We start from the raw sequence: 6,536 nt of genomic DNA on the forward strand, positions 1-6,536 counted from the left end.
TGCTCCGCCGATCTGTGATTATCTGTTGACGGCCGTGCCGGCCGGCTCAGCCGGCCATGCGGTCGCGCTGTTCCGCGACCGCCAGAGCTTCAAGCGCCTGATGCTCGATCACGTCGAGTTCGGCCAGCGCCTCGTCCAGGGCGATACGCTGCTCCTCGAGCTGCTGGCGGCGGGTGTTCACCCGCTCCAGCAACATGCGCAACTGCTCGCGCTGGGTGCGGTCGGCGTCGTAGAGATCGAGATATTCCTTGATGTCACGCAGCGAAAAGCCAAGCCGCTTGCCGCGCAGGATCAGGATCATCCGCGCACGATCGCGATGGGTGTAGATGCGGTTGTTGCCCGCCCGGCGCGGGGCGATGAGCCCCTGGTCCTCGTAGAAACGCAGGGTCCTCGGGGTCACGCCGAGCTCCTGGCCGAGCTCTGTCACCGAATAGAGCCGATCAGTCTGCCCGGGCACCGACACATCCTCGATTCGCGCGATCGACGCGGCATCCGCAAAGTTCATGATATCGAATCCGGTCGTTCATCGTTCCTCTCCTCCCCTGCGCCGAAAAGGCGAACCGGGCCTTGCCACCGATCCGCCCGGGCCGTTGACGGCCTCGTGGCTGACGCTTTCCTTATACAAGGCATACTTGACGTATACGTCACATGCAATACCAATCAGTCACGGATGCGTCAACAAGGGCGACGGCGGGGTGTTCGGGGTATGCTTCGCCGGTGCAGGACGTGGGCCGGCGGACGGCCCGTGGGAAAACGGCATATCAGGGGAGTGGAACGGTCAAATGAGCATATCGTCTCTCGTTTCGAGGCGGCTGGCGCTGCCGGTGATCGCGGCGCCGATGTTTCTGGTGTCGGGTCCGGAGCTGGTCATCGCCCAGTGCAAATCCGGCGTCGTGGGGAGCTTTCCGTCGCTGAACGCCCGGCCGATCGAGCAGCTCGACGCGTGGCTGAGAGAGATCGCGGACGCGCTACGGGCGCACGATCGCGCCCACCCGGAAAGCCCCGCCGCGCCGTTCGCCGTCAATCTCATCGTGCACCGTTCGAACACGCGGCTGGAGGAGGATCTGGCGCTCGTCGTCAGGCATCGCGTGCCGCTGGTGATCACCTCGCTCGGCGCGCGTGAGGACGTGAACGCCGCCATCCACGGCTACGGCGGCAAGGTGCTGCACGACGTCATCCACACGACGTTCGCCCGCAAGGCGATCGAGAAGGGCGCGGACGGCCTGATCGCGGTTTCGGCCGGGGCGGGCGGCCATGCCGGCACGTGGTCGCCCTTCGCGCTCGTCGAGGAGATCCGCGCCTGGTGGGATGGCCCGCTCGCCCTGTCAGGGGCGATCGCGACCGGGCGCGGCGTGCTCGCGGCCGAGGCGATGGGCGCGGACTTCGCCTATATCGGCTCCGCCTTCATCGCCACGCGCGAGGCGCAGGTGTCGCAGGCCTACAAGGACATGATCGTGGCGAGCGGCGCGTCCGACATCATCTACACGGATGTGTTCACCGGCGTGTGGGGCAACTACCTCAAGCCCTCGCTCGCGGCCGCCGGCATCGACCCGGAGGGCTTGTCGCAGATGGCGAAACAGTCGCTCGACCTCGTGACCGCGAAGGACGGCCCGCGGGCGTGGCGCGATATCTGGGGCGCCGGGCAGGGGATCGGCGCGATCAGGGACATTCCCACGGTGGCGGGGCTGGTGGAGCGCCTGAGAAGGGAATACGACGAGCAGCGTGCCAAAGCAGTTTGCGTTTAATTTGATGCTCAAATTAAACGCAAACTGCGGAAAACGACAGAAATTGGAGCGGGTTGCTATGCAACCCGCTCTAGCTCGCGCCGGCCTGATCGCACCATCGCGCGGGGCGGCAGGTGCGGGAAAGCGCATCGGCCCTGACGTAATGTGCGCTATAGTGCCCACATCCGGCGCGTGAACACGATGAACGTCCAAGGCGGACGCGTTTGGGCGGACGCGTTTGCGCTCCGCCCGCAATGCCACCATATTGAGGCGGCAGACGATGTCCGTGTGCAATATTGGCGTATCATAATACCGGAAGGTGAGCTCAGTTCATGCAACCGACTCTTGAGGAGATTCTCGACAATTTCGCCTTCCTCGACGATTGGGACGACAGGTATCGTTACCTGATCGAGCTGGGGCGCACGCTCGAACCGCTGCCGGAGGAGGCGCGCACCGACGCCAACAAGGTGCGCGGCTGCGCGAGCCAGGTGTGGCTCGACGTGACGGTCGTCGCCGATTCGCCGGACGCTCCGGTGCTGGTGTTCCACGGCGACAGCGACGCCCATATCGTGCGCGGCCTGATCGCGCTGGCCCTGGCGATCTTTTCCGGCCGGCCTGCGGCCGAGATCCTGGATACCGACGCCCTGCCGATATTCGACCGGCTCGGCCTCGCGGCGCATCTGACGCCCCAGCGCTCCAACGGGCTGCGGTCCATGGTGAACCGAATCAAGGTCGATGCGCGGGACGCGCTGGCCGCCGTCGTCGACGGCTGACGGGCCTTGAGCCCGAGCCGTTGCGGGGCAACGATTCCGGCACCTTTATCCACAACCGTCGGGCGCTTGCCAAAAGGTTGCTTCAACCCCATTGACAGCGCCGCGGGGGCCTCGTAAACAGACGGCCTCGCTCGCAGGCGAGCCCAGATGGCGGAATTGGTAGACGCGCTGGTTTCAGGTACCAGTGACGCAAGTCGTGGAGGTTCGAGTCCTCTTCTGGGCACCATTTTAATATTCGCAGACGTTCGAGGATGTCCAGAAGCGCCCCTGAAGTCCAGCGGGCGCTTTGTTTTTGCGTCGTTCCGTGATCGGTAATCGCCATGATCTCCCGGTCCGCGCAGCCCGGTTCGGCGAGGCGGGATGCCGCTGCCTTGCGCAGTCCGCACGTCCGGCCCGGGGACCTTCGCCTCTACGCATCGATCATGAAACCAATTTCCGAATCCGTTCGACGTGAACGGCATCCCCAATTGGGGCGTCAGCCATGTCTCGCCTGTTCCAGGGGGCGCATCGATGATTCGCTGCAGTTCTGAAATCACTGGCAGCGATAGCGTGACCGGGTTTTGTTGCGATTCTTGAATTAGGTGAAGCAAAGCCAGCCATCATGGACCATGGCGGGGCCGAACGTCACACCCCCCTGACCGGCGCTGGCCCGTGTACAGCAGGATCGCCAGCCCAAGTCGGGCTCTTGTCCCGATCGGGTGGCGTTCCTCAAACCGCCATACCTCCTCGATCGTCCATGCGGGATGACCATCGCCTTCCTGACGTAAGTATTTCATGTCTCGCGCCGGGTTGCTCTTGATGCCCGGATAACCGTCACCCAGAGCAAGGGCAAAGAGGAGCCGGAGGGCCTGACGATTCCATTCGCGGTCCAAGAGCGGTCAACGTGCTCGCCGCGCATAAGAGCGCACCCACGATCACTGGCAAGGTGATCGTGGGTGGCACTGGGCGCGTTCTTCACACCCGCAGAAACAGTGAAAGAAGAGTCAGTATGTCAGACTGGTTCGGCTGCCTCCTGACGCTGGCGGCGCAATGTTTTCCAGCCGCTCCACAGGCTCCAGCCCAGCAGCGCCAGGGAGGCGATCAGGAATCCCAGGCTGATCGGGCGGGTAACGAAGATGTCGAAGCTGCCTTTCGACAGGATCATCGCTCGGCGGAAATGCTCCTCCATCATCGGCCCCAGCACGAAGCCCAGCAGATAGGGCGCGGCGGGAAAGTCGAGCAGCCGCATCCCATAACCGATCGCACCAAACGCGGCGACCGCAACAATGTCGTAGACGTTGTTATGGATCGAGAACACACCGATGGCGACGAACATCAGGATCGCAGGATAGAGCAGATGGTAGGGTATCGACAGGATGCGGACCCAAACGCCGATCAGCGGAAGATTCAGAATCACCAGCAGGATGTTGCCTAGCCAGAAACTCATGACCAGGCCCCAGAATACCTCCGGTCGCTGGGTCATCAGGGTCGGACCTGGCGTGATGTTGTGAATCATCAGCACGCCCAGGATCAGCGCCATCGTGGCACTGCCCGGAATCCCCAAGGTCATCGTCGGGATGAAGGCGGTCTGATCGCAGGCATTGTTCGCCGCCTCGGGCGAGGCCACGCCCTCGATCGCGCCCTTACCGAAGCGGGACGGTTCCTTCGCCACACGTTTTTCAACTGCGTAGGCCATGAAGGAGGCAACCGTCGCACCCGCCCCCGGCAGAATGCCCATGAACGACCCGATACCCGTGCCGCGAAGCGCCGCCGGCCAGGACCTGCGGAAGTCGTCGCGCGTCGGCACCATCGCCCGCAATCCGACCTTGTTGATCTTGGCCGTCGTTTCCTCGCTGCCCATGCTCGATATCACCTCGCTGATGCCGAACAGGCCCATCGCCAGCACGCCCAAGCCGATGCCGTCCATCAGTTCGATGGACTGGAAGGTGAAGCGCGGCGAGCCGGTATAGAGATCGAGGCCGACCATCCCGGTGAGGATGCCCACAACAATCATCGCCATCGACCGCGCCGGCGAATTGTCCGATATGATCGACGCGGCGACCATCCCCATCAGGATCACTGCGAAATATTCGGCCGAGCTGAAGCTCAACGCCAATTCTACCACGATGGGCGAAAACAGCATCATGATGACGATGCCGATCGACCCGGCGATGAACGAGGCGATGGCGCTCGTGGAAAGCGCCACGCCGGCGCGCCCCTGCTTGGCCATCGGATAGCCGTCGAGACAGGTGACGGCACTCGAAGCCGCGCCGGGCAGATTGAGCAGGATCGAGGCGGTGGAGCCGCCATAGGAGCCGCCGTAGTAGATCCCGGCGATCATCACCAGCGCGCCGACCGGCTCCATATGGTAGGTGAGAGGATACAGCATCGAAATCGTCGCCACCGCGCCTATCCCCGGCAGGACGCCGACCAGTGTGCCGAGCGTGACTCCCACCAGGCAGTAGAGGATGTTCTCCAGCGCAAAGGCGGTGCTGATGCCAATCGCGATATTGTCGAGCAAGGGGGTCATGATCTCACCAGTTCCAAGCGAAGATCGGCATCCGGATACCCAGCCCGATCGGGAAAATCAGCGCCGCGGCCGAAGCCAAGAAGATTCCCAGGATCAGCGACTTCACCAAGGTCAGGTTTTTGTCGGGGAGGCCGGCGATCACCGTCATCAGGATCACCGAGGGAACCAGTCCGAGGCTCCGCAGCACGGCGGCGAAAACCAGCAACGAAGCGGTGATCGTGAGAAAGGGAAAGAGAGCGATCTGTGTCGTCGTCCCCGGCGTGCGCAGGGCAGGGATCAGGATGATGATGCCGAACACGATCAAAATCACACCCAGAGCGGTCGGAAAGCCTCCCGATCCCAGCCGCTGCAATGTCCCGAGCCGCAATGTCGACAGCGAATAGGCGATGACGAACAACCCCAGCGCCATCAGCACTCCGCCCCCGACAATCCCTTGGTAGTCCCGAGATTTCATATACCTTCCTCCTGTTTCTGCCAGAGTGTAACGGCTTCCCTTCCCCAGACAGTGGTCGGCGTGGCTTGGCCGCCACGCTTCGTTTCGTGGGTAATATTGTCCCTGGCTCTTATTCACCGATCTGGAACGACCCGCTCTCGATCAGTTCACGGGTCTGATCGACGCCTTCCGCGATCGTAGCCGCAAACTGCTCGGGCGTGCCATCCTCGACGACGAAGAAGCCCTGCGCCTCGATAGCCGCCCGAACCGCCGGATCGCGCAGAGTTTTCTGGACCTCGGCATTGATCTTCGTGATCACCTCCGGCGGAGTGCCCTTGCGCGCGAAAATGCCGTACCAGTTGATCCGGTAGAGGCCCTTGTACTCGCTCTCTTCCGAGGCTCCGACATCCGGCAGGGCCGGATTGCGATCGGGCGACATGGCGGCGATGAACTTCAGACGGCCCGACTCGACGCCCGGAACGAAGCCGGCGCTGTAGCCGAAGCCGACATCGACCGTGCCGCTCAGCAGATCCGCCAACTGGGTCGAGACCCCGCTATAAGGCACGAGGTTCAGCTCGGCGCCGGTCTTGAACTGAATGGCCGAAGCCATGGAATGTGTGTTGCTGCCCACCCCGTTGAAGGCGACATTGACCTTTCCGGGGTTCGCCTTGGCGTAGTCGACGAATTCCTGGAACGTATTGTACGGGGTATCGATATGCGCCACCATCATCGTCGGCCCGTAGAGGGTTTCGATGATCGGGATCAGGTCCTCCTGCGGCTTGTAGGGGATGTCCTGCATGAAGTTGGCGGTGATGATCGGCGAGCCCGAGGTGAACAGCAGGGTATGGCCATCCGGGGCAGCGTTCAGCGCCACGACCGCCGTCCCCACCGTCCCCACCGCGCCGGGGCGGAAGTCGAGCGGGAAAGGCTGACCCAGCCGGGCGGCCAGCGGTTCAAAGATGATCCTCGCCAGCGCGTCCGAGCCACCGCCCGCCGCCCAGGGGACGATGACTTCGACGGGACGCTCGGGCCATTCGGCCTGCGCCGTGGCCGGCGCGGTCCAGGCGGCCAGGCCCAGACCTATGGCTGTGACTGCC

Annotated in this window: 6 protein-coding genes and 1 tRNA gene; 3 read left to right on the forward strand and 4 right to left on the reverse strand. The window is 63.4% G+C overall.

All coding sequences use genetic code 11. The features are described 5' to 3' along the window. Positions 1 to 46: 46 nt before the first annotated feature. Positions 47 to 505 (reverse strand): MerR family transcriptional regulator, encoded by a 459-nt coding sequence (locus ACUSIJ_RS03550; protein WP_449306972.1) that lies wholly within the window; start codon positions 503 to 505, stop codon positions 47 to 49. 277 nt (positions 506 to 782) lie between these two features. Here ACUSIJ_RS03550 and ACUSIJ_RS03555 point away from each other — a divergent pair, with 277 nt between their 5' ends. The 3 genes from ACUSIJ_RS03555 (at position 783) to ACUSIJ_RS03565 (ending at position 2,723) form a co-directional block, all read left to right on the forward strand. Next, complete coding sequence (locus ACUSIJ_RS03555) at positions 783 to 1,745, forward strand: NAD(P)H-dependent flavin oxidoreductase (RefSeq protein WP_449306973.1); 963 nt, start codon at positions 783 to 785, stop codon at positions 1,743 to 1,745. 311 nt (positions 1,746 to 2,056) lie between these two features. Then, the gene (locus ACUSIJ_RS03560; protein ID WP_449306974.1) at positions 2,057 to 2,497 is read left to right on the forward strand and encodes a SufE family protein; all 441 of its coding nucleotides are present in this window, start codon (positions 2,057 to 2,059) and stop codon (positions 2,495 to 2,497) included. Between the two features lie 141 nt (positions 2,498 to 2,638). Further along, positions 2,639 to 2,723 (forward strand) — tRNA-Leu (locus ACUSIJ_RS03565). Positions 2,724 to 3,488: 765 nt separating this feature from the next. Here ACUSIJ_RS03565 and ACUSIJ_RS03570 read toward each other — a convergent pair. From ACUSIJ_RS03570 to ACUSIJ_RS03580, 3 genes are all read right to left on the reverse strand, one after another. Next, a complete protein-coding gene (locus tag ACUSIJ_RS03570) occupies positions 3,489 to 5,006 on the reverse strand; it encodes a tripartite tricarboxylate transporter permease (protein WP_449306975.1) in 1,518 nt (505 codons plus the stop codon). A gap of 4 nt (positions 5,007 to 5,010) precedes the next feature. Next, positions 5,011 to 5,460: a tripartite tricarboxylate transporter TctB family protein gene (locus ACUSIJ_RS03575; RefSeq protein ID WP_449306976.1), complete on the reverse strand. Its 450-nt coding sequence runs from the start codon at positions 5,458 to 5,460 to the stop codon at positions 5,011 to 5,013. A gap of 109 nt (positions 5,461 to 5,569) precedes the next feature. Continuing rightward, the coding region (locus tag ACUSIJ_RS03580; protein WP_449306977.1) for a Bug family tripartite tricarboxylate transporter substrate binding protein at positions 5,570 to 6,536 on the reverse strand (967 nt) is incomplete at its 5' end.

Source organism: Pseudochelatococcus sp. B33 (assembly GCF_053570585.1).

Excerpts from the sequence above, each read along its gene's own strand:
- ACUSIJ_RS03550 (WP_449306972.1), bottom strand. The coding sequence starts at position 505 with ATGAACTTTGCGGATGCCGCGTCGATCGCGCGAATCGAGGATGTGTCG.
- ACUSIJ_RS03560 (WP_449306974.1), top strand. The coding sequence starts at position 2,057 with ATGCAACCGACTCTTGAGGAGATTCTCGACAATTTCGCCTTCCTCGAC.
- ACUSIJ_RS03575 (WP_449306976.1), bottom strand. The coding sequence starts at position 5,460 with ATGAAATCTCGGGACTACCAAGGGATTGTCGGGGGCGGAGTGCTGATG.
- ACUSIJ_RS03555 (WP_449306973.1), top strand. The coding sequence starts at position 783 with ATGAGCATATCGTCTCTCGTTTCGAGGCGGCTGGCGCTGCCGGTGATC.
- ACUSIJ_RS03570 (WP_449306975.1), bottom strand. The coding sequence starts at position 5,006 with ATGACCCCCTTGCTCGACAATATCGCGATTGGCATCAGCACCGCCTTT.